The 25,607-nt window shown below is 58.1% G+C and carries 18 protein-coding genes; 13 read left to right on the top strand and 5 right to left on the bottom strand.

All coding sequences use genetic code 11. The annotated features are described in order from the left end of the window. Nucleotides 1–469 precede the first annotated feature (469 nt). Nucleotides 470–1,459 (bottom strand): DNA mismatch endonuclease Vsr, encoded by a 990-nt coding sequence (gene vsr, locus ACGHEN_RS09240; RefSeq protein ID WP_390398968.1) that lies wholly within the window; start codon nucleotides 1,457–1,459, stop codon nucleotides 470–472. A gap of 148 nt (nucleotides 1,460–1,607) precedes the next feature. Here vsr and ACGHEN_RS09235 point away from each other — a divergent pair, with 148 nt between their 5' ends. Both ACGHEN_RS09235 and ACGHEN_RS09230 read left to right on the top strand, forming a co-directional pair. Continuing rightward, nucleotides 1,608–2,393 (top strand): ABC transporter ATP-binding protein, encoded by a 786-nt coding sequence (locus ACGHEN_RS09235; protein WP_304999771.1) that lies wholly within the window; start codon nucleotides 1,608–1,610, stop codon nucleotides 2,391–2,393. After that, complete coding sequence (locus ACGHEN_RS09230) at nucleotides 2,383–4,587, top strand: FtsX-like permease family protein (protein ID WP_390398967.1); 2,205 nt, start codon at nucleotides 2,383–2,385, stop codon at nucleotides 4,585–4,587. The genes ACGHEN_RS09235 and ACGHEN_RS09230 overlap by 11 nt, the downstream gene beginning before the upstream one ends. 184 nt (nucleotides 4,588–4,771) lie before the next feature. On the opposite strand, the gene ACGHEN_RS09225 is transcribed toward ACGHEN_RS09230, so the two are convergent. The 4 genes from ACGHEN_RS09225 to ACGHEN_RS09210 form a co-directional block, all read right to left on the bottom strand. Further along, nucleotides 4,772–5,803, bottom strand: a complete 1,032-nt coding sequence (locus ACGHEN_RS09225; RefSeq protein ID WP_390398965.1) for a 3-deoxy-7-phosphoheptulonate synthase — start codon at nucleotides 5,801–5,803, stop codon at nucleotides 4,772–4,774. Nucleotides 5,804–6,379: 576 nt separating this feature from the next. Next, nucleotides 6,380–8,236, bottom strand: coding sequence for an ABC transporter ATP-binding protein (locus ACGHEN_RS09220; RefSeq protein WP_390398963.1), 1,857 nt, complete (start codon nucleotides 8,234–8,236; stop codon nucleotides 6,380–6,382). Next, nucleotides 8,236–10,602 carry an ABC transporter ATP-binding protein gene (locus ACGHEN_RS09215; protein ID WP_390398960.1) on the bottom strand — a complete coding sequence of 789 codons (2,367 nt, stop codon included), beginning with the start codon at nucleotides 10,600–10,602 and terminating at the stop codon, nucleotides 8,236–8,238. Before ACGHEN_RS09215 ends, ACGHEN_RS09220 begins: the two co-directional genes overlap by 1 nt. Then, nucleotides 10,599–11,048, bottom strand: a complete 450-nt coding sequence (locus tag ACGHEN_RS09210) for a MarR family winged helix-turn-helix transcriptional regulator (protein ID WP_390398957.1) — start codon at nucleotides 11,046–11,048, stop codon at nucleotides 10,599–10,601. Before ACGHEN_RS09210 ends, ACGHEN_RS09215 begins: the two co-directional genes overlap by 4 nt. A 289-nt stretch (nucleotides 11,049–11,337) precedes the next feature. On the opposite strand from ACGHEN_RS09210, the gene ACGHEN_RS09205 reads away from it, so the two are divergent. The 11 genes from ACGHEN_RS09205 (at nucleotide 11,338) to ACGHEN_RS09155 (ending at nucleotide 25,541) form a co-directional block, all read left to right on the top strand. Next, on the top strand, nucleotides 11,338–12,087 hold the full coding sequence (locus ACGHEN_RS09205; RefSeq protein ID WP_390398956.1) for an SDR family NAD(P)-dependent oxidoreductase: 750 nt from the start codon (nucleotides 11,338–11,340) through the stop codon (nucleotides 12,085–12,087). A 108-nt stretch (nucleotides 12,088–12,195) separates the two neighbouring features. Further along, complete coding sequence (locus tag ACGHEN_RS09200) at nucleotides 12,196–13,212, top strand: 2-keto-3-deoxygluconate permease (RefSeq protein WP_390398953.1); 1,017 nt, start codon at nucleotides 12,196–12,198, stop codon at nucleotides 13,210–13,212. 469 nt (nucleotides 13,213–13,681) lie between these two features. Then, nucleotides 13,682–15,733 (top strand): formate C-acetyltransferase, encoded by a 2,052-nt coding sequence (gene pflB, locus ACGHEN_RS09195; protein WP_022093918.1) that lies wholly within the window; start codon nucleotides 13,682–13,684, stop codon nucleotides 15,731–15,733. Between the two features lie 85 nt (nucleotides 15,734–15,818). Continuing rightward, entirely contained in the window at nucleotides 15,819–16,070 is a 252-nt protein-coding gene (grcA3, locus tag ACGHEN_RS09190) for an autonomous glycyl radical cofactor GrcA3 (RefSeq protein ID WP_117583521.1), read from the top strand. Nucleotides 16,071–16,371: 301 nt separating this feature from the next. Continuing rightward, nucleotides 16,372–17,382, top strand: a complete 1,011-nt coding sequence (locus ACGHEN_RS09185; RefSeq protein WP_390398951.1) for a LacI family DNA-binding transcriptional regulator — start codon at nucleotides 16,372–16,374, stop codon at nucleotides 17,380–17,382. 184 nt (nucleotides 17,383–17,566) lie between these two features. After that, on the top strand, nucleotides 17,567–18,949 hold the full coding sequence (locus tag ACGHEN_RS09180; protein ID WP_055310708.1) for a family 43 glycosylhydrolase: 1,383 nt from the start codon (nucleotides 17,567–17,569) through the stop codon (nucleotides 18,947–18,949). Nucleotides 18,950–18,994: 45 nt separating this feature from the next. Further along, on the top strand, nucleotides 18,995–20,446 hold the full coding sequence (locus ACGHEN_RS09175) for a PTS transporter subunit EIIC (protein WP_390398949.1): 1,452 nt from the start codon (nucleotides 18,995–18,997) through the stop codon (nucleotides 20,444–20,446). Nucleotides 20,447–20,547: 101 nt separating this feature from the next. Continuing rightward, nucleotides 20,548–21,990 carry a glycoside hydrolase family 32 protein gene (locus ACGHEN_RS09170; RefSeq protein ID WP_390398947.1) on the top strand — a complete coding sequence of 481 codons (1,443 nt, stop codon included), beginning with the start codon at nucleotides 20,548–20,550 and terminating at the stop codon, nucleotides 21,988–21,990. Nucleotides 21,991–22,267: 277 nt separating this feature from the next. Next, the gene (locus tag ACGHEN_RS09165) at nucleotides 22,268–23,122 is read left to right on the top strand and encodes a DegV family protein (RefSeq protein ID WP_117821044.1); all 855 of its coding nucleotides are present in this window, start codon (nucleotides 22,268–22,270) and stop codon (nucleotides 23,120–23,122) included. 186 nt (nucleotides 23,123–23,308) lie between these two features. After that, nucleotides 23,309–24,127 (top strand): pyruvate formate-lyase-activating protein, encoded by an 819-nt coding sequence (pflA, locus tag ACGHEN_RS09160; RefSeq protein WP_117821045.1) that lies wholly within the window; start codon nucleotides 23,309–23,311, stop codon nucleotides 24,125–24,127. 316 nt (nucleotides 24,128–24,443) lie between these two features. Then, on the top strand, nucleotides 24,444–25,541 hold the full coding sequence (locus ACGHEN_RS09155) for a serine hydrolase (protein ID WP_390398944.1): 1,098 nt from the start codon (nucleotides 24,444–24,446) through the stop codon (nucleotides 25,539–25,541). The last annotated feature ends 66 nt before the right edge of the window (nucleotides 25,542–25,607 follow it).

The following is a 25,607-nucleotide window of genomic DNA, read 5'->3' as shown; positions in this document are numbered from 1 at the left end:
ATGGGCTTAGATTGCTCTTGCCTGTTCGGGGAACGCCTTGTCTAGGGATACTTGGAGCCTTTCGAACGATGCTCGCAAGTTGTGGCTCTGGTCGGTTGAGCGTTTGGCTTTTGTGGTGGGGGAGTCGAGGAGGCCGTTTCTCTGTGTCGGGGGGAAGGAGAAAAGGTTTGCATGATTTAGGGATGGCTGCTGTGCTGCGCCGTTGGAAGAATGCATGCTTATGCGGCCTCCTCGATGTCCACCAAAAGATTGCGCACGGGGTGTGCTGCTAGGTCCCGTGCGCTGGCAGTATTATGCCGCGGTTGCTGCAAAGAAGCGCTAAAGAAAGGCTTAACCTGGTTTGGTGTTACGATGAAACCGCAGGTCAAGGCTATTGAGTAACACTCTTGAAAGGTTTTGGGCTTAAGGGCTTTCTAAGGTTTGTGACGTAGACGTGGCGCGGACGTGCGGAGCGTGTGAATGCTCGCTGTTAGCGCTGCGGCTCTGCGGCGCGCACCTGCTCGATGACCTTTTCCATGGTGGCATCGATGCGGTCTTTCTTGAGTTCGCATTCCCAGATGGTTATGGGCGTCCAGCCCATTTGAGTGAGTGCTGCCACGGCAGCGCGGTCGCGCTCGACGTTGCGACGGAACTTTGCCTCCCAAAACTCAACGTTGCGCTTGGGCTGGCTGGGGTTGCACTTGGGGCAGCGGTGCCAAAAGCAGCCGTTGACGAAGATGGCGATTTTGCGCCCGGGGAAGGCGATGTCGGGCTTTCCGGGCACCTTCCATTCCAGACGGTATCCCGTAAGGCCTGCGGCGCGCAGGCGCTGGCGAACGAGCAGCTCGGGCTTGGTGTTGGCGCGCTTGTTGCCCTTCATGGACTTTTTTATAGCGGCGCGACGGCGCACGAGTTCACGTTCGTCGGCGGAAAGGTCCGAGGTGTCGATGCCGTCCAGCAGGCCAGGCTTGGGACGCTTTTTGCTGCGGCGCTTCGGTGCGCGCTTGGGTTTGGTGGCGGGCTCGTCGGTCGTGGTGGCCTCGGCGTCGTTGGCAGTGCCGTTGGCCTCAAGCCGATCTTCCTTCAACTCAATCAGAGCATCGATAAGCCCCTTATCGGCGGGCATCCATTCCACCGTGGCAAGCGAAGTGCGCGGAATCCAGCGGATATCGAGCTGGCGGTCGTGCTTCTGGGGCTCGTCGGACTCTTTAGCCAGCGAGCAGTAGTAGCACTCCATCGAGAGATGGAAATCGGGGTAGTCATACTCAACGGTGTAGAAATCACGCAGGTTGATGACTTTGACCTGCAGCTCCTCCATGAGTTCGCGGCGTACGGCGTCCTCGGGCGTCTCGCCGCGCATGAGCTTGCCGCCGGGGAACTCCCAAAGTCCCTGCATGTCGCCATAGCCGCGCTGCACGGCAAGCAGCTCGTCAGATCCATCCTTGCGAATGATCCCAGCGGCAACATGAACAGTCTTCAACAGGAGTCCTCTCTCAACATCAACACGTGGCAGGCTAGCTACCCCTACCTTACACAACGGTAAGGCAAGCGTAAGCCATATCGATGGTAGCCGACTCGGCTTCTTGCGACTATAGATGCCGTAGACTAATCGCAAGAAAGGACTCGGTATGCAAACCACGCACATGGCGACCCCGGTACTGGAGGTCGCGCATCTCGAAAAGGTATACGGAGCGCTGGGCAACGTGACCCGCGCGCTCAACGACGTCAGCTTTACCGTCAACCGCGGCGAATTTGTTGGCATCATGGGCGCCTCGGGCTCGGGCAAGTCGACGTTGCTCAACTGCGTCTCGACCATCGATAGCGCCACGAGCGGCACCATCCGCATCAACGGGCAGGACGTTACGCGCATGAAGCAGGCCAAGCTCTCGCAGTTCCGCCGCGAGGAGCTCGGCTTTATCTTCCAGGACTCCAACCTGCTCGATACGCTCACAGCACGCGAGAACATCGCCCTGCCGCTCACCATCGCCCGCATGAACTCGGCGGAGATCTCGACCCGCGTGCAGGATGTGGCAGCGCGCCTGTCCATCAGTCAGGTGCTCGACAAGTATCCCTACCAGATGTCCGGCGGTCAGCAGCAGCGCGTTGCCGCGGCTCGCGCGCTCGTCACCGACCCCACCATGATTATGGCCGACGAGCCCACCGGCGCCCTCGATTCCAAGAGCGCTCGCCTGCTGCTCGAGAGCCTAGAGGCCCTTAACCGCCGCCTACGTGCCACCGTGCTCATGGTCACGCACGACAGCTTTGCCGCCAGTTACACGAGCCGTGTGCTGTTTATTCGCGACGGCAAGATCTTCACCGAGCTGCGCCGCGGCGACACCGACCGCCGAGAGTTCTTCGACCGCATTATGGAGGTCGTTGCCATGATGGGCGGTGAGGGCTCCGATGCTCTGTAAACTCGCTTGGGGCAACGTCCGCCGCGCCGGCCGCGACTACCTCGTCTACCTTTTGACGCTCACCCTGGGCGTCACGGTCTTCTATGCTTTTAACACCATCTCGATGCAGGTCGACATCGCCGGAATCGATGAAGAGGGCTTGGCGCAGGTTATGGGCAGCATGCTCGGCGACCTGACGTACTTTTTGGCCGGTGTCATGGCCTTTTTAATGGTGTATGCCAATAACTTCATCATGAAACGCCGCAAGAAGGAGTTTGGCCTGTACCAGGTGCTCGGCATGGGGCGCGGGCGCGTCGCCACGATCATGGCGCTCGAGACGGTGATTGTCTCGGTGGTGGCCTTTGTCGCCGGCATTGTGCTGGGTTTGGGACTCTCCCAGCTCATGACGTTCTTTACGGCCTCGCTCTTTAAGACACAGATCGCCAATTTCCACTTCTTTTTCTCGATGCATGCGTTCAATCTGACCCTTGTCTGCATGCTCGTAATGTTTGTGCTCACGCTACTGCTGAACCTTCGCGCCGTGCGTCGCACCAAACTCATCGAGCTTATGGGTGCCGAGCGTCGCAACGAGAGCATCAAGACACGCAACCCCTGGATAGCGATTGCCATCTTTGCCGTGGGCGTGGCGCTTGTGGGCGTGGCCTATTACCGTCTGCTACGTGATGGGTTCCCGCTAACCGCGACGGACAGCAAGCTGCAAGAGGCCATGAACCAGTTTGGTATTACGACCGCTATGGTTACCGTGGGCACCTTTGCCCTGTTCTGGGGACTCTCGGGCATGCTCATCAAGCTGCTGCAGAGCCTGCGCGGCGTGTATTGGCGCGGCCTCAACATGTTTACCGTGCGCCAGCTTGCGGCCAAGGTCAACACGGTGTGCTTTTCGATGGGCGTCATCGCGATGCTCCTGTTTTTGGCCATCACCTCGGTGACGTGCGGTATGTCGATTGCCAACGTGATGAACGAAAACCTGGGGCGCTATAACCCTGTAGACGTGTCTCAGACGTATGTCTATTACACGCCCGATACGTTCGACTACTACAAAGAGTACGTCAATCCGTCTGATGAAGCCGATCGCATGGTGCCGGCCGATACAACGGTCGATTTGTACCCCGCATGGCACGGCAGGGACAGTTCGGCGGACAACAACGACGAGACCGGCAAGAAGGTCGATATCGCCGATGTTGCCGGTGAGCATGTGCAGATCGATTCGTATCTGAGTTACCCGTTTGGCAGCTCGAATCCTTCGGTGACCCCAAGTGAGATGTGCAAGATCATGGGCGAAAAGCTTCCCAAGGCGTTCGGGGGTAGCAATGCCGATACGATGGGTCTGTTTGTGACGCCGGCGAGCCAGTACAACAAACTGCGTCAGATGATGGGTGAGGAGCCGGTGCACATCGGTCACGACCAGTATCTGCTCACGTGTGATATGGGCGGCGAGCTGGTCGACCTGTACACCAAGTATATGGCTGGTGGCCATGCCCTTACCTTGGGCGGGCATACGCTCAAGCCCGCAACCGATAAGTCGGACGAAGATACGGCGGCCATCGCCAACTCGGCGATGGGCAGTAATCCGGGTACCGTCGTCGTTGCCGACGAGCTGTTGTCCCAACTTAATCTGCAGCCGTATTCCAGTAGCCTGCTCGTTAACTACAAACAGGGGATGGATACGACCGAGGCAGACGAGAGCATTAAATACACTCTGCTCGACGATCTGCTCGTTGACGGCAAGAAGCCGGGGTCGTGGGGAACCTTCATCACACGCTCCGAGATGTACACGCAAGCAGCGCAAATGAACGGTCTTATTAGCTACCTAGCCATCTACATCGGCTTTGTATTGGTCGTTGCATGCGCGGCGATTCTGTCGATCCAGCAACTCTCCAACGTGGCCGATGGCAGCCGCAGCTATCGTGTGCTGGCACAGATCGGCTGCGACGACCGCCAGATTCGCCATTCGGTGATGGCGCAGCAAGCGGTATTCTTCCTGTTCCCGCTGGCAGTGGGCCTAGCGCACTCCTTTGTGGCACTTAAGGTGATCATCGAGCTGGTGAGCATATTCGGAAATATGAGCATCGGCGGCACCGTGGGCCTCACCTGTGCGATCTTCCTGGCAGCCTATGGTGGCTACTTCCTGGTGACGTACCTCATGAGCGCCGGCATGGTGCAAGCTGCCATAGCCACCCGCTACAGCGAATAGGCGACCTAAAGCAAAACAATTGCAGGTTGAGCATAAGTCAGCAAAAGCGCCCCTAAGCGATCAAGGTGACGTGAAAGAGGAGGGAAGCGTACTTTGGTACGCGACCGACGATTGAACGTCACCTTGCCGCCTAGGGGCGCTTGCAGTGTCGAGCCGTTACGCGGTTTGGCAAAACCGCGTAACTCTAAATACGCTCCGCGATCTCGTGGATGAGGTAATCGGTCTTTTCCCAGCCCAGGCACGGATCGGTGATGGACTTGCCAAAGACGCCGCCATCGACCGGCTGGTTGCCGTCCTCAAGGTAAGACTCGATCATAAAGCCCTTGACCAGCTTGGAGATGGACTCGTTGCGGCGGCAGCTGTCGAGTACCTCCTTGCAAATGCGGTACTGCTCCAGCGGACGTTTGCCCGAGTTGTCGTGGTTGCAGTCGATGACCGCCGCCGGGTTGGCGTAGCCGGCGTGCTCGGTATAGCGCTCGGCCAGACGCTCCAGGTGCTCGTAGTGGTAGTTGGGGTAGGTGCGGCCGTCGAGGCCGATGTAGCCGCGCATGACAGCATGCGCGAGCGGATTGCCGTCGCACTCAACTTCCCAGTTGCGGAAGATAAAGCTCTGATGTGCCTGGGCAGCGTAGATGGAGTTGAGCATGACGGTGGTGGAACCAGCGGTGGGATTTTTCATGCCGACGGGCACCGAAATGCCGCTCGACACCAGGCGATGCTCCTGGTTTTCGACCGAGCGCGCGCCCACGGCAACATAGCTCAGCAGGTCAACGAGGTACTGGTAGTTGGACGGGTAGAGCATCTCGTCGGCGGTAAAGAAACCGGTCTCCTCGATGACGCGCAGGTGCATATGGCGAATGGCCTTAACGCCTTCGAGCAGGTCATCGGGCGCCTCGGGGTCGGGGTTGTGCAGCAGGCCCTTGTAGCCGGTGCCCTTGGTGCGCGGCTTGTTGGTGTAGACGCGCGGAATGATGATGAGCTTGTCCTTGACCTCCTCGGCGGTCTTGGCCAGTCGGTTCATGTACTCAAGCACCGAATCCTCGCGGTCGGCAGAGCACGGGCCGATGATGAGCACCTTACGTGCGTCCTCGCCGGTAAAGACTTTGGCGACCTCGGCGTCAAATGCCTGCTTTTTGGTGGTAAGCTCGGCAGAAAGCGGCATTTCCTCGCGGATCTCCATGGGGATTGGCAACTTGCGTTTGAATTCCATGGCCATAGGGGCCTCCTCAATCTACAGAAAGAGCAATAAGCGTATTGTCGAATGCTCGGCATTATCCGCTGTCGCACGCTAAAGTGCAACCCCTCGCCGCCCCGAAACCTGCCAAAAGGGACAGGTTTATTTTGGCAGGTTTTATATGGGGGAACGTCGGCGGATACCGGGAGGGAGTGGCGTCGCGCGGGACCCTAAGGCTATTGTCGGTTCCCCAGGAAACACCCTGTGGGCAAAAAATGCCAAATATGAGTACGGTTGCTAATCTAGTAGCATATCGGTCTAGCAAGATAATAGACAAAGTGAAAAATATGTTCATTAACATTGCCACGCAGAAGCCCGCTAACGGGCGTTTTGATTAATTTGAAGGCGTATAGAGGCCGCAAGGAGGTCGTTTGAGGCTGTTTTGGCTGATACTAAAAAAGTAACAGTACTCATATTTGCCATTTTTTGCCCACAGGGTCTGGAAAGCGCCGTCAATGAGGTCTCAGGGAAGGCGTTTCGAGGGCTGCAAAACAAAACGGGGGCGCAGGTTGTCCTGCGCCCCCGTTCTCGGGCGTTATTCGTTCCCTGCGGCAGAATTTACGCCGCCTCGTCGAACTGCGAATTGTACAGGTCCGCGTAGAAGCCGCCCTGGGCGAGCAGCTCGTCGTGTGTGCCCTTCTCGACGATGTCGCCGTCGCGGATCACCAAGATCACGTCGGCGTTGCGGATCGTGGACAGGCGGTGCGCGATGACAAAGCTCGTGCGGCCCTGCATCAGCGCATCCATGGCACGCTGAATGAGTTCCTCGGTACGGGTATCGACGTTGGAAGTTGCCTCGTCCAAAATCAGCGCCGGGCGGTCGGCCAAAATGGCGCGGGCGATGGTCACGAGCTGGCGCTGACCCTGCGACAGGTTAGTGCCCTCCTCGTTAATCATAAAGTCGTAACCGCCGGCGAGTGTATGGATAAAGTGGTCGCAGCGTGCGGCGCGTGCTGCGGCTTCGACCTCGGCATCGCTCGCGTCGGGGCGTCCGTAACGGATGTTCTCGCGGATCGTGCCGTTAAACAGCCAAGTATCCTGCAGCACCATGGCAAACTCGCCGCGAAGTGCCGCGCGGTCCCAATCGCGCACGTCGACGCCCTCGACGCGCAGCGAACCGCCGTCCACGTCGTAAAAGCGCTGCAGCAGCTTAATGAGCGTGGTCTTGCCGGCGCCGGTGGGGCCGACGATGGCGATGGTCTGGCCGGGCTGCGCCTCGCAGCTAAAGTCGTGGATGATGGTCTTGTCGGGTGTGTAGCCAAACTTGACATGGTCGAACTCCACGTGGCCGGGACGCCTCTCGGGAATCTGCGCGTCGGCCTTCTGCTCCTCCTCGGGCGCGGCCAAGAACTCAAAGACGCGCTCGGTGGCAGCGGCCATCGACTGCATCGTGTTGCTCACGTTGCCCAGCTGCTGCACGGGTTGCGTAAAGTTGCGAACGTACTGGATAAAGCTCTGGATGTCGCCGGGCGTGGCATTGCCGGTCAGCGCGAGCTGTGCGCCCACCACGACGACGCCCACGTAGCCCATGTTGCCCACCAGGCTCATAAGCGGCATCATCAGGCCCGACAGGAACTGCGAGCGCCAGCCACTAATAAAGAGGCGGTCGTTTTGACGGTCGAACTCCTCGATCGAGGCCTCGGCGCGGTCGAACACCTGAATGACATTCTGGCCGGCAAAGTCTTCCTCGATAATGCCGTTGACGGCGCCCAGGACCTGCTGCTGCTCGCGGAAGTACGGCTGCGAGAAGTGAATCATCACCATCAAGATAATTGCGGCTGCCGGCAGCGTGAGCACGGTGACGCCGGTGAGCGGCAGGCTGATCGACAGCATCATGACGAGCACGCCGATAATCTGCGTGACGGACGTAATAAGCTGCGTCACGCTCTGGTTGAGCGACTGGCCGAGTGTATCGACGTCGTTGGTGATGCGGCTGAGCACATCGCCCTTGCTGTGACCGTTGAAGTAGCTCATCGGCACGACGGCAATCTTGGCGGCGATTTCCTTGCGCATGCGGTAGCAGATCTTTTGCGTGACGCCGGTCATGAGCCAGCCCTGGACCAGGCTGCAGACAGAGCTCGCCAGATACAGGCAGAGCAAAAAGCCGAGCGTCTTGGCGATCCAGTCAAAGTCAACGTCGCCGGTGCCGTTGACCTTGGCGACCAGGCCTTCGAACAGCTTGGTCGTAACCTGGCCGAGCACCTTGGGCCCCACAATGTTAAAGATGACCGAGCACACGGCAAAGGCGACGGCGGCAAACACGGCAATCTTGTGCTGGCCGATATAGCCGAGCAGCTGCCTCATGGTGCCCTTAAAGTCCTTGGCCTTTTCGCCACGGCGCATGCCACCCATGCGGCCCATGGGTCCACGCTGACGGGTGGGCTTGGGAATTTGGGTCTTGGTCTCGTCTGCCATTAGCGCTCGCCTCCTTCCGTGACGGCTGCAATTTCTTCTTGGGTAAGCCCCAGCTCCTCGGCGGAAAGCTGCGACTGTGCGATCTCCAGGTACGCCGGGCAGCTGCGCAGCAGCTCCTCGTGCGTACCGGTGCCCACCACGTGGCCGTCGTCGAGCACGATGATCTGGTCGGCGTGCATGATGGTCGCGATGCGCTGGGCCACGACCACGAGCGCGGCGTCGGTGACGTTTTTGGCCAGCTCTTCGCGCAGGCGCGCGTCGGTCTTGTAGTCGAGGGCGCTAAACGAATCATCGAACACCACGACCTCGGGCTTTTTGGCCAACGCGCGGGCGATGGCCAGACGCTGGCGCTGACCGCCCGAGACATTGGAGCCGCCCTGGCTAATGGGGGAGTCGTATCCGTCCTCGCGCTCGGCGATAAAGTCCTCCGCCTGGGCGACGTGTGCTGCCTGGCGCATATCCTCGTCACTCACCATGTCGCCGGCAAACTTGAGGTTGCTCTCGACGGTACCCGAGAACAGACGACCCTGCTGCGGAATATAACCGATGCGGCGGCGCAGCTCAGAGAGGGTCATGTCGCGCACGTCGATGCCGTCGAGCGAAATGCTGCCGCCCGTGACGTCGTACAGGCGCGGAATCAACTGTACAAGCGTGGACTTGCCCGAGCCCGTGGAACCAATGATGCCGAGCATCTGGCCGGCGTGCGTGGTGAAGTTTACGCCGCTAATGACGTCGGCGCGGGCATCGGGATACTGGAAGCTCACGTCACGGAAGGTGAGCTCACCGCGCGGCGCGCTGGCAGCAGGCAATTTGGGTGAGACAGGGTCGTTGATGCTCGTGGGACAGGTGATGACCTCTTCCACGCGCTCGGCTGCGACCTCGGCGCGGGGCAGGATGACCGAAACCATGGTGAGGATCATAAACGCCATGACGATCTGCATGGTGTAGGAGATGAACGCCATCATGTTGCCGACCTGCATCACGCCGTCGGACACGCCCTGCGCGCCAAACCAGACGATAAGCACAGTGACGCAGTTCATGACGAGCATCATGAGCGGCATCATAAAGCTCATGGCTCGGTTGGTGTAGAGCTGCGTGGTCATCAGGTCGAGCGAAGCCTTGTCAAAACGCTCGAGCTCATGCTCCTCGCGGTTGAACGAGCGGATAGGCATAAGGCCGTCGAGCAGCTCGCGGGCGGTAAGGTTCACGCGGTCCACGTAACTTTGCATCTTTTTGAACTTGGGCATGGTGAGGCCCATGAGCACGCCGACGACGGCCGAGACCGCGATGATGGCAACGGCGATGGTCCACTCCAGGCCGGTATGGTTGGCCAGGACGCGCATGACGGCGACGATGCCCATGACGGGGGCCATCAGACACATGCGGATAAACAGGGTTGCGGCCATCTGGATCTGCTGAATGTCATTGGTGCAGCGGGTGATGAGCGAGGCCTGGCTAAACTTGCCCACCTCGGCCGGCGAGAAGTGCATAACCTTGTTGAAGGTCTCGCGGCGCAGGTCGCGGGCGATGGAGCAGGCAGTGCGCGAAGCAACGGCACCGGTCAGGATGGTGGCGACCAGCGACACCAGACACAGCCCAAACATCGTGGTCGCCATGCGGCCCAGGTAGGCGTTCTGCACGTCGGCGGGGTCGATGCCCTGTGCCTTGTACTCGTCCTGCACATAGCTCACGGCGCGTTGGGTCACGATGGAGCCCGACATGGAGCCCATTTTGTCCGCCATATCGTTGGCGCCCTCGACGAGCTTGCCCTGGTCGATTAGGCCGCCTTCAACGCCTAGACGCAGACCCTTCATGGTGATCTTACCGCCGTCGGCGTCGATCTGCTTTTGCATATTCTGCGCCGCTGCGGCCTTCTGCTGCATCTCGGCGAGCTGCTCGGGCGTCATCGCTGCCATTTGCTCGGGCGTGGGCATGGCCTGAGCGGCGTCGCTGTCTTTCTCGCTGGACGTGCCGGTCATGTCTCCCATGGAGTCGGCGTCGATGCCCTGGTTGAGCGAAAGGACGACGGTCTCGGGCAGGCTCATAATGTCGGTAATTTTGCCTCCATCGGCACGCTCTTCCTCGGTGCCCTTGTACGTTCGAATGCCGTTTTTGTCAGCCTTGCCAAACGCAGCCTCTACCGTCTTGGCGTCTTTGGCGCTCATAAAGAGTTCGAGGTCGTCGAGCGATTCGGCGCGAATGGTGTCGGGCACGGGCGAGGCGATGCCGCCTTGCTGCACGCCCACGTCGACGATATCGCTCATGTAGGTAGGCAGTGCCAGATCGGCGTTGCAGCTGATTACGATAAGTACGATAGCTGCGAACAGTGCCAGGACATGCTTTTTAAAGAGCTTGAGAATCCTCACTCGGCATCTCTCCTTTCTTGATTGCGGTCGATAATTTCGTTGGCACGTCTAAGAAGGCGCACCATCTCTTGGGTATCTGTTTCGCCGAGCTGCTCGAGGAAAGCCGCGGTGCGCTCCTCGAATTCCCGGCGTTTGATTTCGAGATCCTGGAATCCCTTGTCGGTCACTATGACGTGTACGCGACGACGGTCGGTCTTTGAGTGCTCGCGCTCAATCCAACCCTTGGCCTCGAGGGCGCGCAAGATATTGGCGATGCGGGCGCTCGAGACCCAGGCACGATCGGCGAGTTCGCTCGGCGTGAGCGAACCGCCAGCGAGCATGAGGGCGCGCATGACGGCCATCTCGCCGCTGAGAGCTTTGTCCACAAAGCGCGAAACGCGCTGGTGAATGCCGCCAAACTCAGTAAGGAGCTGACGTCCAAGCTCATGGAAATCGGTATCTTCCACCGAAAACCCCTAACACTAGAAACTATTTTCGGTGAAAGATGATACCCTTGCACGCGCACCCTATACGGTAGATTTTGGGACATGTCCCAAAAAAACTACTTGGCCGCTAGGCAATATAAAGAGCGCATAAAGACTTAAAATCATTCAATTGCTGAAGCGTTTCAAAGAACTATTATGCACGCGGTTAGGCGAGGGGTTGTCACCACCATGACGACTGGGACTCATTTATCGCCACGTGCGATGCTCCAACTTCCCGCAAGGAGACACCTGAATCAAGGGGGCTGGAGTCATGGCATTTGACTTCACGGGTAAAACCGCGATCGTTACCGGTGGCACTCAGGGCATTGGCCTCGAGATCGCCAAGGGCATCGTTGCGGGCGGCGGACACGTCGCGCTCATCGCAAGGAACGCTGCTAAGGGCGAGGCCGCTGTGGCCGAGCTTGGCGAGGGCAACAAGTTCTATCAGCTCGATGTCGCCGATGCGCCCAAGGCGCGCGAGACCGTCGAGCAGATTTTTACGGACCTGCCGCAAACCAATATCTTGATCAACTGCGCCGGTGTCATCAGCACCAAGAAGTTTGACGAGATCGACGACGCCGAGTGGCGCCGCACCATCGACATCAACCTCAACGGCACCTTTACCATGATGAACGCCGTGTACCCGCACTTTAAGGCGGCACATGCCGGCACCATCGTCAACGTGAGCTCCGTGGCCGGCAAGATCGGCGGCGGCCTGCTCGGCACTGCTGCCTACGCAAGCTCCAAGGCCGGCGTCAACGGCCTAACCAAGGCGGTCGCCAAGGAAGGTGGCAAGTTCGGCATCCGCTGCAACGCCGTGTGCCCGTCGCTCACCCTTACCGATATGACCTCGATTCTCTCTGACGAGAACTCTCAGCGCATCATCAACGGTATCCCTCTGGGCCGCGCCGCCCAGGCCAGTGAGCCTGCGCAGATGGTGCTGTTCTTCGCTTCCGACCTCGCCAGCTTCGTGAACGGCGAGATCGGTGACTGCGACGGCGGCATCGTCCTGGACGGGTAATACCCCGCGGTGATCGTTTGGCGGCGACCCTGGCGACTCGGGGTTGTCGCCTTCTTTCTGACATAGGCGCGTGCGGCTACGATTCGCATGCATCCAAAGGAGATATTTATGAGTGAATCGACTGCGGTGGAGGCGCCGGCGGCAAAGGAGCCGTTCTTTAAGATGTCCTCCATCCCGGGTGCCAATATTTTGGTGCCGCTTTTGCTGGGCTGTCTGCTCAACACGCTATTCCCCGACCTGTTTAAAACGCTCGGCAGCTTTACGCTCGGCATGACCCAGCAGGGTGCAGGCCCGCTCGTGGGCGCTTTTTTGCTCATCGTCGGCACGACGATTTCGTTTAAGAGTGCTCCTGCCGCTGCTGCCCGCGGTGCCATCATCATCGCCGTCAAGCAGATCGTGGTCGTTGCCGTGTCGCTGCTCATCCTTTATGTGTTCAACGACAACCTGTTTGGCATCTCGGCCATGGTAATGCTGGCCGCTTGCACGGGTGCCAACAACGCTATGTACGCTGGACTGATGGGCACCATGGGCAACGAGGCCGAGCGTGGCGCCGTCGCCATCACTACGCTCGTTGTCGGCCCTCCGGTCACGATGATCGTGCTCGGCGCCGCCGGTCAGGCTCCGATTGGCTGGTCGCTCGTGGGCGCCATCCTGCCGATCGTCGTCGGCATTATCCTGGGCAACCTGTTCCCCAGCTTTAAGGAGATGATGGCTCCGGCACTTTCCGCCATCATCGTGCTCGTCTTCTTTGCCATGGGTTCGACCATGACCTTTGGCCAGCTCATTAATGGCGGTCTTCCCGGTATTCTGCTCGGTGTGATCTGCTCGGTGGTCTTTGCAATTCCCGTCATCGCGGTCGATAAGCTCACGGGCGGTACGGGTGTCGCAGGCGCGGCCATTTCGAGCTGCGCCGGAGCCAATGTGGCCACGCCTGCCGCCATGGCAAGCGTCAACGAGGCCATGTACGGCGGCGCCGTGCTCGCGACGGCTACGGCACAGGTTGCAGCGTGCGCTATCGTGACGGCCATTTTGACCCCGCTGGTTACCAGCTGGTGCCACAAGCATTTTGAGGGCCAGCAGAGCAACAGCAAGGCAACGACCGACAAGGCCTCCGCAGCCGCCTAATGCCAAGCGGCGATCAAAGCTAAAAAACAGTCATGCCACAGGGCGGCCACGGGGGAAATCCCGTGGCCGCCCTTCAGTTTCTGAAGGGTCTCTGGGGCACTTTACCCTGCTAAAACTGGCATAACAGCTAGAGTGAACGTCGTACAAAGGCAAGGAAAAATACCAAACAAATCGGTGAACGGTAGTTGTTCGCGCTCGCATTTCCTGCGGATTTGTTAAAAACGCCCTAATGGTATAAAAAAAGGAACATATAACAGCCCTGATGAGAGGGGTGGCTATGTTATCCTTCACAGACGGGTGAAATCTTGGGTTTAGGGTTGCAAGACCAAGGTGAATAAACGTTTTCCCTCGTGCTCACGCGCGACGGAAGGCGGATGAAGCCGGTCATGCAGGTCGAACATTCAAGAATTCAATAAGCAGCGGTGTGAGAGAGCGCCGCATTACACGTAACTAGGAGCGTGGTTACACAATGCAGGAGGCATGGGAAGGCTTCAAGGAAGGCATCTGGACGGGAGAGGTTGACGTCCGAGACTTCATCCAGAAGAACTACACCCCCTACGAGGGCGACGAATCGTTCCTCGCCGGTCCGACCGAGCGTACCAAGGAGCTGTGGGGCGAGGTTCTCGACCTGCTGCTCAAGGAGCGCGAGCAGGGCGGCGTCCTCGATATGGACACCAAGACCGTCACGGGTATCGTGAGCCACCCCGCTGGCTACATCGATAACGCCCATCGCGAGAAGGAGACGATCGTCGGTCTCCAGACCGACAAGCCGCTCAAGCGCGCGCTGCACGTCAACGGTGGTATCCGCATCGCTTGCCAGGCTGCCAGCCAGCACGGCTATAAGGTCGACGAGAACGTTGTCGAGCGCTACACCTTCGAGCGCAAGACCCACAACGCCGGCGTCTTCGATGTCTACACCCCCGAGATGCGCGCTTGCCGCTCGGCCCACATCATCACCGGTCTGCCCGATGGCTATGGCCGCGGCCGCATCATCGGCGACTACCGTCGTGTCGCCCTGTACGGCGTCGACTACCTGATCAAGGACAAGGAGGCCCAGAAGGCTTCCACCCCGACGGTCATGACCGCCGACAACATCCGCGATCGCGAGGAGCTGCAGGAGCAGATCCGCGCCCTCGGCGAGCTCAAGATGATGGCCGAGACCTATGGTTTCGATATTTCCAACCCTGCTACCAACACGCAGGAGGCCATCCAGTGGATGTACTTCGCCTACCTCGCTGCCGTTAAGGAGCAGAACGGCGCCGCTATGTCCATCGGCCGTACCTCCACGTTCATCGACATCTACGCTGAGCGCGACCTTGCCAACGGTACCTTCACCGAGGAGCAGATCCAGGAGTTCGTGGATCACTTCATCATGAAGCTCCGCATGGTCAAGTTTGCCCGTACCCCCGAGTACCAGGCTCTGTTCACCGGCGATCCGCAGTGGGTCACCGAGTCCATCGGCGGCATGGGTGTTGACGGCCGTACGCTCGTTACCAAGATGAGCTACCGCTATCTGCACACGCTCGAGAACATGGGCACCAGCCCCGAGCCCAACATGACCGTTCTGTGGTCGACCCGTCTGCCCGAGAACTTCAAGAAGTTCTGCGCCAAGACTTCTGTCGCCAGCTCCTCGATCCAGTACGAGAACGACGATCTCATGCGCGTTTACCACGGCGACGACTACGGCATTGCCTGCTGCGTGTCCTCCATGCGCATTGGCAAGGAGATGCAGTTCTTCGGCGCCCGTGCCAACCTGGCCAAGTGCCTGCTGTATGCACTCAACGGCGGTGTTGACGAGGTCTCCAAGAAGCAGGTCGGCCCCAAGTATCGCGCCGTCGAGGGCGATACGCTCGATTACGACGACGTTGTGGCCAAGTACAACGACATGATGAAGTGGCTCGCTGGCGTGTACGTTAACTCGCTGAACATCATTCACTACATGCACGACAAGTATTGCTACGAGCGCATCCAGATGGCTCTGCACGACAAGCACGTGCATCGCTGGTTCGCTACGGGTATCGCTGGCCTTTCCGTCGTGGCTGACTCCCTGTCTGCCATCAAGTACGCCAAGGTCCACCCCGTCCGTGACGAGAACGGCATTATCGTCGACTTCGAGACCGAGGGCGATTTCCCCAAGTACGGTAACGACGACGACCGCGTCGACCAGATCGCTCACGACGTTGTGCACCAGTTCATGGAGTACATCCGCATGAACGACACCTACCGCAACTCCGTGCCCACGACCTCGGTTCTGACCATTACCTCCAACGTCGTGTACGGTAAGAAGACCGGCTCCACGCCCGACGGCCGCAAGGCTGGCCAGCCGTTCGCCCCGGGTGCTAACCCCATGCACAAGCGCGATAGCCACGGCGCCATCGCTTCGCTGTCTTCGGTTTCCAAGCTCCCGTTCCGCGATGCTCAGGACGGCATCTCCAACACCTTCTCCATCATTCCGAGTGCGCTCGGCAAGGAGGATCAGGTGTTCTTTGGCGATATCGACCTTGATCAGCTGGGCGAGTAACTATTGTTAGTGCTATACTAACAATAACGATTACTGATTAGTGCGCCGGTTTCGGCCGGCGCCTATCAATCGAAGGAGACACATTATGAAGGTTTCTGAAGTTTCCGAGACTCAGGCCGATAACCTGGTCCACATGCTCGACGCTTACGCCGAGAAGGGTGGCCACCACCTGAACATCAACGTCTTCAACCGTGAGACGCTGCTCGACGCTCAGGCTCACCCCGAGAAGTACCCGCAGCTGACCATCCGCGTTTCCGGCTATGCCGTGAACTTCCACACGCTCACCAAGGAGCAGCAGGACGAGGTCATTTCGCGTACCTTCCACGACAAGTTCTAAAGGGATTTAACTCCCGCAGGATCGCCGGGGCTGTTTGGGTTACCTCCCAAAACGTCCTCGGACATGCAAGAAACCCTCGCTGCGCACTTCGTGCGGCGAGGGCTTCTTGCGTCCTGCGGAATATTTTGGGAGATAGCCCAAGCAGCCCCGGCGGGGTCCTGTGTAGTCACCCTTTAGGCGAAACTCTCCTAATTATTTGGATGAGTCGTTTACTTACTTGTACTGTTACCGTCTTCCCGCTGTTGTTGGGGTATGCTTTGTTCGTATGTAAACGTATGACATGTTGATGGGGGAGGGTGCTATGGCTCGCGAGGGCGCTCGTTCTAAGGATTCTGCTAAGCCTGGCATCAAGGAAGTTGCAGCGGTGGCGGGGGTTTCGCCCACTACGGTATCTCGCGTGCTTAATAATCGCGGCTATATTAGCCAAGAAACCCGCGATAAGGTCCATGCCGCGATGGAGCGCATCAACTATACGCCCAACGATATCGCCCGTGCCATGCTCAACGGTCGCCTGAACCTTATCGGCATGATCGTTCCCTTTGTGAGCAGCCCGTTCCATGCTCAGGTTGTGCAGGCGGTCGAGCGCACGTTGGCGGAAAACGGCTTTAAGATGTTGCTGTGCAACAGCGCCAATCGACCCGATCTTGAGCGTTCCTATATTGACATGCTCCGCCGCAATATGGTCGACGGCGTCATCGTCAACTCCCTCAATATCGGTGCTGAGGCATATGCCGAGATGGGCTTGAGCCTGGTTGGTATCGACTGCGACCTTGGCGAGGCCTCTGTTCAGATTGCGAGCGACAGCTATAGCATCGGCGAACTTGCCACGCGTCGCCTGATCGATGACGGGTGTTCACGCATCCTGTGCCTGCGCAGCAATAGCCGCATGCGCATGCCTGCCAATAAGCGTACCGATGCCTGCCTCGATGTTGTTGAGCAGGCCGGTTTGCCCGCGCTTGTCCGTGAGGTCGAGTTCGTTAAGCCCGATGACGAAAAGAGCGCGGTCGTTGCGAAGATCCTCGATGAGAACCCCGATATTGACGGCATCTTTGCGGGAGACGACACGATGGCGGCCATCTGTCTCAACATTATGAAGCAGCGCGGCTTGAGCGCTCCGGACGATATTAAGGTCGTGGGCGCGGATGGTGCCCGCCGCACTATGACGTTTATGCCTGACTTAACAACCGTACGCCAAGATATCGATCGCATCGGAGAGCTCGCGGCGCAATCCATCATCGCTCTTGTTAACGGCGATAATCCTGAATCGAATATCAAGCTCCCCGTTGAACTCATTGAGGGCAAAACCGCGTAGTTCATCTCGTGCCAAAAGAATTCCTCAAACGCCTCTGATGACCGTTCGCCGGCATATGTCAACCGTTTGCCGACGACTGGAACTGCGAAAAGACGTATTGATGTGAAAACGTTTGACATATGAAAACGGTTGACATATCTTGCAGTTGTACCGAGTTAGTATCTTGTGGGAAAGGAAGTCTCGGATGCACAAGGTGTATTACCAGCCTGAGGGAATTTGGGTAGGCGACATCATGCCGTACGGCGAGGACGGCACGTTCTATCTCTATCATCAGCGTGACACGCGTAACCCCGGACCTTTCGGAGAGCCGTTTGGCTGGGCACTCGCGACGACCAAGGATTTCGTCAACTACAAGGACTTTGGCGAGAGCCTTGAGCGTGGCGGCGACGAGGAAGTCGACCAGTATGTTTATGCCGGCACAGTGTTTAAGGTGGGCGACAAGTACCATGCGCTCTACACTGGTTGCAATCGCGATAAGGTCCGCGCGCGCTTGATGAAGCAGGTTCTTCTTCACGCAACGAGTGACGACGCCGTCAAGTGGGAGAAGAACATCGCCGAGACGCTGCTTCCGCCCCAGGAGGGTTACGATGACCGCAACTGGCGCGATCCCTTTGTTCTTTGGGATGAGGAGAACGAAGAGTACATGCTCATCCTCGGCACGCGTGTGGGCGAGGACAAGCGTCTGATGACCGGTCGTCTGGTCAAGTTCACCTCCAAGGACCTGGATACCTGGGAGTTCCAGGGCGACTGGTGGAATCCGGGCCTGTACACCATGTTCGAGATGCCTGATCTCTTTAAGATGGGCGACTGGTGGTATCTGGTGTTCTCTGAGTACAGTGATGGCAACAAGACCCGTTACCGCATGTCTCGCTCTATCAACGGTCCTTGGATCACTCCTGCGGACGATTCCTTCGATGGCCGCGCGTACTATGCTGCACGTACCGCATTTGACGGCGAGCGCCGCGTTCTCTTTGGTTGGGTTCCTACGCGCGACGAGGGCGGCGACCCCAGCTCTTACCTGTGGGGTGGCACTTTTATGCCTCTCGAGATCGTTCAGCGTGCCGACGGAACGCTCGGCACCAAGCTTCCCGACAGCATGCTTGGCGCCTTTGGCGAGGCTAAGGCAGTCGAGGCCTTTGAGCTTTCGTGCGAGTCGGGCAAGGTCGAGCAGGTGCTCGCCGCGGATGCCGGTTCTACCTATATGCTCGACGCCGACATCGAGCTCGCCGGTGACGCTGCCGGCTTCTCGGTGAAGCTTGCCGAGGACGCCGAGTCCGGTCTTGCCTATGAGTTCCGCGCCAACCTGCGTGAGGGCAAACTCGAGTTTACGGCGGCCCCCCAGTATCCGTGGTTCCAGGTCAACAACATGGGCCTCGAGCGTCCGTTGTTCTTTAAGGGCGAGGGCACTCACCATGTGCGTCTGGTCGTCGACGACGACATCGCGACCATCTTTGTCGATGATGTTGCGCTCAACGCTCGCTTCTGCAACAAGCAGGGCCAGGGTGTGGCGCTTACCGTCACCGACGGTGCGCTCAAGTGCGCAAACGCAACGATCGCGTCTCTGTAGCGGCAACGAACCGTTTTATGATTTAGAAAAGGAATGGAGAGGAACATGGACTACAAGGCAGTGTCCCAGCAAGTCGTCGACAACGTCGGCGGACTGGAGAACATCGAGGGCGCCACGCATTGCGTGACCCGTCTGCGTCTGGTGCTCAAGGATACGAGCAAATACAACAAGGCCGAGCTCGAGAACATCGATGGCGTCAAGGGCGTGCTGTACAACAGCGGCCAGCTCATGATCATCTTCGGTACCGGTACCGTCAACAAGGTTTACGATGAGTTTATGGCTCTGACGGGCGTTAAGGAGATCAGTGCTTCCGAGGTCAAGGGCACCGAGGCGGACAAGAAGGGCAAGTTCTTCTCGGTCCTCAAGGTATTCTCGGATATCTTTATCCCCATCATTCCTGCCTTCGTCGGCGCTGCAATCATCATCGGCCTTAAGTCGCTGATCGTTGCCAACGGCCTCTTTGGCATGGAAGGCAGCCTCGCCGATCACAGCGAGTTCCTCAAGAACCTCGCAAGCTTCTTTGCCATTATAGCCACCACGTTCGACTACCTGCCTGTCCTGGTTATGTACAGCGCGGTCAAGCGTTTTGGCGGTAACCCGATCCTGGGCATCCTCGTCGGTATCGTCATGGTTCACCCGAGCCTTATGAACCGCAACACGTTCGTTATGGACCCGACGGGTGCTGAGTACTGGAACTTTGGTCCGCTATCCATTCCCATGGTTGCTTTCCAGGGCGGCGTGTTCCCTGCAATCCTGACTGCCTGGTTTATGGCCAAGGTCGAAAAGATTGCCCAGAAGTACATCCCCGAGGTCGTTTCGTTCGTCTTTGTCCCGACCGTTACCCTGATTCTTGCTAACGTCGCCCTGTTCACCGTGTTCGGCCCGCTCGGCAACCTGATCGGCGACGTCCTCGGCGGCGTAATCGATATCCTGTACAACAGGATGGGCGTCTTTGGTGCCTTTGTCTTCGCCGCGTTCCTGCAGCCGCTTGTCGTTACCGGTACGCATCAGTTCATCCAGGGTATCGAGGCAAACCTCGTCGCCACGACTGGCTTCAACTACATCCAGGCCATCTGGTCGGTTTCCATTATCGCCCAGGGCGGCGGCGCCATCGGCATGTACCTCATTCATAAGAAGCATTCCAAAGAGCGCAATATCTGCATGTCGTCCTTTATCCCGACGCTGGTCGGAATCTCCGAGCCCGCTATCTTCGCTGCAAACATGCGCTACTCGATCATCCCGTTCATCTGCGCTTGCATCGGTGCAGGCTGCGGCGGTGCCTTCGTGAAGCTCTTTGAGGTGCGCGCCATCGGTCAGGGTCTGACCGGCGTGCTTGGCCTGCTCATCGTCACGCCCGAGACGCTCATGTGGTATGTGGCTGGCAATCTCATCGCCTTTATCGTGCCGATCGTCTTGATCTTTGCCTACAACAAGGCAAAGGGCGTGCCGACCACTGATGAAGAGGGCGCTGGCGCTGGCTTCGATGTCAGCTTCTAGTTGAGCCGTTCAGCGTAATCTGAGGATAAGTCCATTTGAGGAAGGGCGTTCGGCTCGTGTGAGTCGAGCGTCCTTTCCCATAGACGAGAAGGTCAATGGCGATGTTTAATCAAAAAAACAAGGTGATGCGTGCGGACTATGAGCAGTGGCGAGCTGGACAGGATGAGACGGCGGCTCGCATCGCGTCCGACCCCGATAGGCTTTTGTTCCATGTGGAGCCTGAGCTTGGCTGGCTCAACGACCCCAACGGTTTGGTTCAGATTGGTGATACGTATCACATCTATCATCAATACGATCCGTTCGATGCTGCGCATGGCGGTCCAGTGCTTTGGAACCATCTGACGACAAAGGATTTTGTGACGTACGAGAATCGCGGCCCCGTGTTGTTCCCCGATTCCGATTTGGATTCGAGTGGAGCGTATTCTGGTTCTGCCTTTGTACGTGATGGCAAGATTCACTACTTCTATACCGGCAACGTTAAGCATTTTGACCGCGATGATTACGACTACGTGTTGACGGGCCGTGAGCAAAACCAGATTCATATGGTTGCCGAGAATCCCGACGAATTGGGCGAGAAGCGCATAGCTGTTGGGCCGGTCGATTACCCCGACGATATCGGTACGCACGTGCGCGACCCCAAGATCCTTGAACACGACGGTATCTACTACATGGTTCTCGGCGCTCGTACGAAAGACGATCGCGGGTGCGTGCTTGTCTATACCTCGCGCAATCTTGAGGACTGGAGCTATGCGACGCGCATTGAGTTGGACGAGAAGTTTGGCTTTATGTGGGAGTGCCCCGATCTGTTTGAGCTCGATGGCGAGCTTATTCTCGTTTGCTGTCCGCAGGGTGTGCCTGCCGATGGTTGGCATTACCGCAATCCGCATCAGTGCGTGTGGTTCTCCATCGAGGCCGATTGGGAGGCGCTGAGCTTTAAAATCGTCGGGCAGGGCATGCCCCCGATGGTCGATGCCGGTTTTGATTTCTATGCTCCGCAGTCCTTTGAGGATACTGCAGGCCGGCGTTTGATGATCGGATGGTCGGGTTGCCCCGACGCGACGGCAGAAAACCCGACGGTGGCGCGCGGGTGGCAGTGCGCGTTGACGGTGCCGCGAGAGCTGAGCATACGCGATGGTAAGCTCTGCCAGCGGCCGGCGCACGAGATTGAGAGGATGCGCGGTGACTGCGTTCGCGCGATAGGCGGTGAAACCGTTGAGGAGCCGGGCCGCCTGTTTGATCTTGTGGTTTCCTGCGAGGGCGCCAAGATGGTCGAGCTCGAAATCCGCAAGGGTGTCTTTGTGCGCTATGCAGACGGGATGCTTACCCTCGACATGGGTGACGAAGGCTATGGGCGCGACCAGAGGTCGATTGAGCTCAGCGAGCTTCGCGACCTGCGCGTGCTTTCGGACACTACGATGGTCGAGATTTTTGCAAATGGCGGCGAGGCGGCACTTACGAGCCGTACCTATTCGCCGGCGGTTCCGGCGATGGAGCTGCACGCCGAGGGCGCGGCATCGATGAATTTCTACCGCCTCGCGCATTAACCGTGTGTGGAGCACGATTGGACTTGCTGGGCGGAATGTGTCGCAGTTGCCGCAGCGAACTACCGTTTATCGCGTATAGCGACCGTTTGCGGAGTAAGTAACACTTAGTAATAAACCGTGTAGAATCTCAGATTAGCACGGAGTTTTTCCAGGGAGACGCTGTCCTTTGTTGTGTGCAAGGGGCGGCGTCTCTTTGGCGCTCTGCCGCCGTTGTGCAACAGTGCGGCGGCGCGTGCCATGTGTTGAAAAGCCAATGTTGAGATGGGTCGTGATGATAATGGGCAAGTACGTAATCGTGGTTGAGTCTGGTTCGGATGTGACGCCGGAGCTCTGCGAACGCTACGGTATCGTGCGCGTACCTATGCATGTCACGATTGGTGACGAGACCGTCGAGGACGGCTCGATCGATCCGCTCGAGATTTATTCGCGCTGCAACGAGTTTGGCGTGATGCCCAAGACCAGCGGCTGCGCGCCGGCAGATTTTGCGCACGTGTACGATCGCATCCATGCCGAGCAGCCCGATGCGACTATTCTGCACCTTGCGTATTCCGAGGCCACGACCTGCTCACACCAGTCTTCTAAGATTGCCGCCAAGGGTCGCGACTACGTCTACTCCATGGACACGCGTTTTGTCTCGGTGGGCCAGTCGCTTGTTGCCGTCGAGACCGCCAAATACATCGAGGCTCACCCCGATGCCACCGTCGACGAAATCTTTGCATTTACGAATTCCGTCATGGACCGTGTGCTGCTGGGCTTTGTTCCTACCGACCTAGCCTTCCTTAAGGCGGGCGGTCGTCTATCCAACGTGGCATTCCTCGGTGCCCATCTGCTCAAGATTAAGCCCTGCATTGAGGTAACGGGCGGCAAGTTCGTGGCAACCAAGAAGTTCCGCGGCTCTATGCTCAAGTGCGCCCGCGCCTTTATTGACCACATGGTTGCGAAGGGCGAGATTGACTACTCGCATATTGGCCTGGCGTATTCGGTAGGCCTTTCCCAGGAGCTGCGCGACGACATGGAAGTCTATGCGCACGACCTGGGCTTTAAGGACGTTACCTGGACTCAGGTCGGCGGTGTCATCTCGAGCCATTGCGGCCCGACCGCCTTCGGTGCGGTGCTCACGCTTAAGGCGTAAGGTCTGGCGTCTATCGATTTCTATTGCCTCAGCGGCGGGCGGGTTGCGATAACCTTCCCGCCGCTCTTGCGTAGGGCCAAATAGGACAACCCAATTGACCGCTAAACCGTTTCGCCATCATGCGTATGGGCTAGAATGATTCTGGCATTTATGTAGCTAAAACCAATGAGAGGCAAGGTAGCGGGAATGGCTGAGATGACGCTCGAGGGTGTGGACGCTCGTCCCGAGGACTCTGCGTTTGCCCTGGGCCGCGTACATTCGATTGAGACGATGGGAACGGTCGATGGACCCGGCATCCGCTTTGTGGTGTTTGTTCAGGGCTGCCCCATGCGCTGTGCGTATTGCCACAACCCCGATACCTGGTCGGTTAGCGGCGGCACCATGGTGACCGTCGAGCACCTGATGGACGAGTTCCAGAGCAACCATGAGTTTTACCGCAGCGGCGGTATTACGGTGTCCGGCGGCGAGCCGCTCTTGCAGCCCGCGTTTTTAGCCGACCTGTTCCGTGCAATGCACAACAACCCCGATGGCCGCGTGCATACCTGCCTCGACAGCTGCGGCTATGCGTTTGACCCCAACCATCCCGAGAAGTTCGATACTGTTCTCAACGAGACCGACATGGTGCTGCTCGACATCAAGCATGCCGATCCCGTCGAGCATAAAAAGCTGACCGGTTGCGATCCCGCACGCATTCTGGCGTTTGGTGATGAGCTTGCCCGTCGCAAGATTAAGGTCGTTATCCGCCACGTGGTGGTGCCCGGCATTACCGATACGGTTGAGGAGTGCGAGGCGCTCGGCCGCCTCATCGCTCCATGGCACAACGTGGTGGGCCTGGAAATGCTGCCGTATCACACGATGGGTGTCGTCAAGTACGAGCAATTGGGCATTCCCTATAAGCTCGAGGGCGTTCCACAGATGGATACCGCGCGCATGCCCGAGCTGCGCAACGCCGTCATGACGGGCATGAAAAAGCGTCGCGCGGAACTCAAAAACGCTATCGGCTAGCGAGCCATTTTCGCTCCCCAAAGGCACTCATTGGGGACAGACTTAAATGAGTGCCCCTGGGCACCAAGTTGATTGCCAAAGAGCTCCGTCAAGTTGCGGTGGAATAGTTCTTGTTTTTCGGCTTATGCCGCCCAAATAGGAACTATTCCACCGCAACTGCGTTTTGGGCGGAGATGCGCAACAGAATCGCGCCATTTGGATAAATACGCTTGTGGTTTCTTTAAAGACGCCTTAAACGCCGCTGAATATCTTTGGAAAGAAATGCCTGCTCGGTATTATGCTGCTCGTATATGAACGGTAGCAGTCAGGAGACCACGTGCGAAATAACGCATCGCACGATCAGTATATGCCGCAGCATAGCAGCAGATATGAGACGAAGGGCACATCTTCGCGTGGCCTTGCCGACGCTCGCGTCCGCGTGACGAAGATTGCCGCCATTGGGATGCTAACGTTGGCGATTATTATCCTCGGAATTACCGCCAAAACCTACGCGTCGGAGCGAATGGCACACTCAGATGCGTCAACGGTACAGACGCAAAACGAGAAGGTTTCAAAGTCCAAAGCGTCGGCAGATCTCAAGACGAGACTTTCGAAGGCGGACTTCAACGATATCCCTTCGGGTGATACCGTTCAGGCCTTCTCGTTGGTGGATAACAAGACTCCTACCTTGGAGGATGAGAGCCTTGCCTTGCTCCAGGATGCCCTGAGTCGGGCGCAGGAGCTAGGCGATGTGGGCGTGGTGTTCTACGACCTGTCAAGCGGCAAGGGCGTGACGTATAACCCCGATGTCGAGGTTTACGGCGCGAGTAGCTACAAGGCGCTCTATGCGTTGTACATCTGCGAATCTCTGGTCGAGACGGGTCAGGTTTCACTCGATGATTCCCTTGGCACCTATGGTGGCTACAACATGGGTTGGCAGACGGTGCGCGACCTGATCGATGCCGCGGTCGTTAATTCGGACAACGATTCGTTTATTGCGTTACGCGCGGCGTTTGACAGTGTCGGTTACGAGGATTGGATTGCCAGTCTTGGCATCGATTACGATACCGCACTCGATCCGATGAGTGATTTTCCCACCTATTGCCCGCGCACCTCGGCCAAATTGTGGCGCGAGATGAGCGAGTATTTGAGCCGTGATACCGAGACGTCGCAATGGCTATCGGATCTTCTGGCCTCTACGACTCGATCGTTTATTCGTAATGGCATTGCGGACGACCAAGCCTTGGTACGCAACAAGGCAGGCTGGATTAGCGAGGATGGTTGCTATTCGACATGCGATGCGTGCCTCATCGATGTCGATGGCGACACCTACATTATGAGTATCATGACATCGATGCCATGGAGCGATCGCTCGAGCGAGCTGGTGGCTGCGATTGCTAAGACATTCTTTGATACCCGAGCTGCGCTGGCCTAACGTGTTCGTTTGACGAGGTCAAACAAAATGCTGGTACCATACCGTGGTTGAGAATTTCGTATAGGT

Origin of the sequence: Collinsella sp. i06-0019-1H4 (assembly GCF_042849575.1) — a bacterium.
Taxonomy (GTDB): domain Bacteria; phylum Actinomycetota; class Coriobacteriia; order Coriobacteriales; family Coriobacteriaceae; genus Collinsella.
Note: the sequence above shows the minus strand (reverse complement) of the source record. Positions and strands in the feature narration are given on the sequence as shown.

What these genes read in the sequence shown, in the direction of transcription:
- ACGHEN_RS09235 (WP_304999771.1), top strand. Translation starts at nt 1,608, where the DNA reads ATGCAAACCACGCACATGGCGACCCCGGTACTGGAGGTCGCGCATCTC.
- ACGHEN_RS09230 (WP_390398967.1), top strand. Translation starts at nt 2,383, where the DNA reads ATGCTCTGTAAACTCGCTTGGGGCAACGTCCGCCGCGCCGGCCGCGAC.
- ACGHEN_RS09225 (WP_390398965.1), bottom strand. Translation starts at nt 5,803, where the DNA reads ATGGCCATGGAATTCAAACGCAAGTTGCCAATCCCCATGGAGATCCGC.
- ACGHEN_RS09220 (WP_390398963.1), bottom strand. Translation starts at nt 8,236, where the DNA reads ATGGCAGACGAGACCAAGACCCAAATTCCCAAGCCCACCCGTCAGCGT.
- ACGHEN_RS09205 (WP_390398956.1), top strand. Translation starts at nt 11,338, where the DNA reads ATGGCATTTGACTTCACGGGTAAAACCGCGATCGTTACCGGTGGCACT.
- ACGHEN_RS09200 (WP_390398953.1), top strand. Translation starts at nt 12,196, where the DNA reads ATGAGTGAATCGACTGCGGTGGAGGCGCCGGCGGCAAAGGAGCCGTTC.
- pflB (WP_022093918.1), top strand. Translation starts at nt 13,682, where the DNA reads ATGCAGGAGGCATGGGAAGGCTTCAAGGAAGGCATCTGGACGGGAGAG.
- grcA3 (WP_117583521.1), top strand. Translation starts at nt 15,819, where the DNA reads ATGAAGGTTTCTGAAGTTTCCGAGACTCAGGCCGATAACCTGGTCCAC.
- ACGHEN_RS09185 (WP_390398951.1), top strand. Translation starts at nt 16,372, where the DNA reads ATGGCTCGCGAGGGCGCTCGTTCTAAGGATTCTGCTAAGCCTGGCATC.
- ACGHEN_RS09180 (WP_055310708.1), top strand. Translation starts at nt 17,567, where the DNA reads ATGCACAAGGTGTATTACCAGCCTGAGGGAATTTGGGTAGGCGACATC.
- ACGHEN_RS09175 (WP_390398949.1), top strand. Translation starts at nt 18,995, where the DNA reads ATGGACTACAAGGCAGTGTCCCAGCAAGTCGTCGACAACGTCGGCGGA.
- ACGHEN_RS09170 (WP_390398947.1), top strand. Translation starts at nt 20,548, where the DNA reads ATGTTTAATCAAAAAAACAAGGTGATGCGTGCGGACTATGAGCAGTGG.
- ACGHEN_RS09165 (WP_117821044.1), top strand. Translation starts at nt 22,268, where the DNA reads ATGGGCAAGTACGTAATCGTGGTTGAGTCTGGTTCGGATGTGACGCCG.
- pflA (WP_117821045.1), top strand. Translation starts at nt 23,309, where the DNA reads ATGGCTGAGATGACGCTCGAGGGTGTGGACGCTCGTCCCGAGGACTCT.